This is a genomic window from Paenisporosarcina sp. P4_E4_2 (assembly GCF_056401595.1).
The window spans coordinates 1-2,575 of sequence record NZ_JBFUJC010000403.1; the positions used below are offsets into that span (position 1 = coordinate 1).

Here is a 2,575-nt window from a genome sequence, read left to right on the forward strand (position 1 = left end):
CTTCTGGTGATCCTTTTGCCACTTTTGCAAGAAATTTCCCATCATAGGGAGCTTTCAGATCATATGTTTCACTTGCTTCGCGCCAATCTCCATTAATCCAAAGTCCGGTTTCTTTCAAAAGAAACACCTCCTGAGGTTGATATATATACATTCGTCATTATTCTATCATTCTCCTCCAACACWTGACGCGACTGCCGCATTCGTTGCTGCCATCGTAGCAATCATGGCGGCTTGTTGGGCTTGCAACATTAGTTCAATGGTAGTGGCAAAACTGACTGAGGTTGTTCCTTCATTATCGATAATGTGTTTCGTTTCGAGTTGGACTGCGATAGGTAAAATCATATCTTTGTACCAATTGAAAAGCTTCATTGTTTCCAGTTGACGGTRCGTATCAATGACATGTTGCAATACTACATCTTTAATTTCCAAGGCAGCCAGAAATCCGATCATGACATAGTGCATGGATTTCACTTTGATTCCGGCACATTTCAGCTGATCTCGTATATGCACAGCTTGCCCAACCAGATTGGCTTGATAGCTCGGACTCTTGTATGTAAGAACTTGCGACATCCATTGAAGTTCATTCCCCATATAAAAACCTTGTGGTCTAAGTTCCGTGTAATAGTGATTCATAGTGGCTGCTCGTTCTTTCGGACCGCCTGGCAATTTCCCAAGCATGACTGCATACGGCACATCATCAGGCTGCGTCAGGAATGGGTGATGTGATTTCATCGCATCATATAAGTGTTTTGCTTGTTCGGCATGTAGTCCTTGTAGAGTTGCATCATCGCTCATCAAAAGCGCTGCTAAATAACTGTATACATTGTTTTTGAACCCTGCTGATTTTAATTTAACTTGCTTCGTCAATAAGTTATCAATTGAAATGGCTGGATCTTCATCTTCCTTCGCCAAAAATGCAACCATCATGTAGTGAATGTGTGAGCGGAGTGGAGATGTCCAACCCGTTTTTTGTTTGATTGCGTCCGAGGTTGCCAAGAAGCGTTTGCCGTCAAACGTTTTACCTGTCGTGACATAGTAATTTGCTATCGATAACGTAATTCGTTTATCGGTAGTCCATCCAACTGCGTTCTTTACTTGTTCAAATGTTGTTTGCAAATCTTGTTTCACTTTATCCATCGTCATATCATCCACTCCCTTTACCAACATTTACGAAGAATGATGATTAAAAGTTTCATTCATCCACATTCTCAATTCTTGTTCATATGGAACTTTCTTTTGACGCAAGTTCTCTTCAAGTTCGATTAACTTGTCTGATTGCCATTGCTCCAAGTGATCATGGTCCCAGGATTTCTGAAATAACAGATACAAAAATACTTCCCTTATTTGTAGGAACAGTGTGAGTTGGGTTAAATCGGCTTCAGTGAGTGACCGACTACTTGTATATCCTTTCAGAAAATGCTTCAAAAATTCTTGTTGGAACGTGGTCCATTCTGGATGATACGAGCTTCCCGTCCACAGAGCATGATAAATAGAAGTCGATAAATCTTGGACGAACCAATTGTAAGCACAATCATCGAAATCAAAAATAATGAGTTGTTGAGCTTTCACGAAAAAATTCCCTTGATGCAAATCATTGTGAATCAATCCGAAGCGTTCTTTGGTTATTGGAAAAGTAGCCAATCTTGACTTGTAGTCATCGTAAATTTTCTTTAGCCAAGGTTCACTCTCTTCCAACATGGATAGCATTGGATTTATTTCTTCATCATCCATCCAAACGGGGCGATTGATTTTCTCTTCCATGTTTTCACTGATGCCATGCAATTTTGCAATTGTTTTTCCCCACTCGTAAAAGAATGCATTGTTCCACTGAGRGAGATCCGACACATCTATTTCTTTATCTTCTACATATTGAAATACCGTCAGCCAATAGCTTTCATTGTCGATTATTATTGTTGATATGCATTTGTCATTAATCGTGATTACGTCTGGCACATGTATTTGATTTCTTTTTAGTGATTCGACATATCCCAGTTCAGCATCTATCAATGCTTTTGACCTTTTAAGAATTGGTGTCAAACGGGCAATATAAGGTCGATTATTCATCTGAAAGTGAAACACAACATTTTGGAAACCACCCGATAATCGTTTTACATTTGTAATTTCCTGATTGGTTAACTTCGATAAGCTTAATAAAATTTCATGACTATCCATACTGTTTACTTCCATTTCTTATTTAAATTTGCATAGAAAAAACGGATATTTAGAGAATTTTGGGATATACCAACTACAAAGAATTATATCGAAAGGATGATATACATGAAATCGAAAAAGACATTCACCGTGGCAAGTTTATTGCTCTCTTCTGCCCTCTTGCTTGGGGCTTGTGGAGATAAGGACGAGATTACAAAAGATGTGACCAATAACAATACGGAAAATGATATCGAGGATAATGCTCCAGGTGATAATCCAGCAGATACCGGTGAATCATTTGAATTTAGGAAGTTTGAACTGGAAGTAGACTATCCTGACCAACCAGAAGCGCTTGATGTAAATTATGAGGAAAAAAAAGACTCTACCGACGCGGAATACAAAAATATAGCAGAAGGTAGTAGTG

Annotated in this window: 2 protein-coding genes and 1 pseudogene; 1 reads left to right on the top strand and 2 read right to left on the bottom strand. The window is 38.8% G+C overall.

Annotation, left to right across the window (positions count from 1 at the left end; genetic code table 11):
* Positions 1–165 precede the first annotated feature (165 nt).
* Entirely contained in the window at positions 166–1,143 is a 978-nt protein-coding gene (locus AC1DSB_RS17810; RefSeq protein WP_477587257.1) for a DUF4003 family protein, read from the bottom strand.
* A gap of 24 nt (positions 1,144–1,167) precedes the next feature.
* The gene (locus tag AC1DSB_RS17815; protein WP_477587258.1) at positions 1,168–2,172 is read right to left on the bottom strand and encodes a phosphotransferase enzyme family protein; all 1,005 of its coding nucleotides are present in this window, start codon (positions 2,170–2,172) and stop codon (positions 1,168–1,170) included.
* Positions 2,173–2,277: 105 nt separating this feature from the next.
* Here AC1DSB_RS17815 and AC1DSB_RS17820 point away from each other — a divergent pair.
* Positions 2,278–2,575 (top strand): annotated as a pseudogene (locus AC1DSB_RS17820) (YusW family protein); the annotation flags it as partial.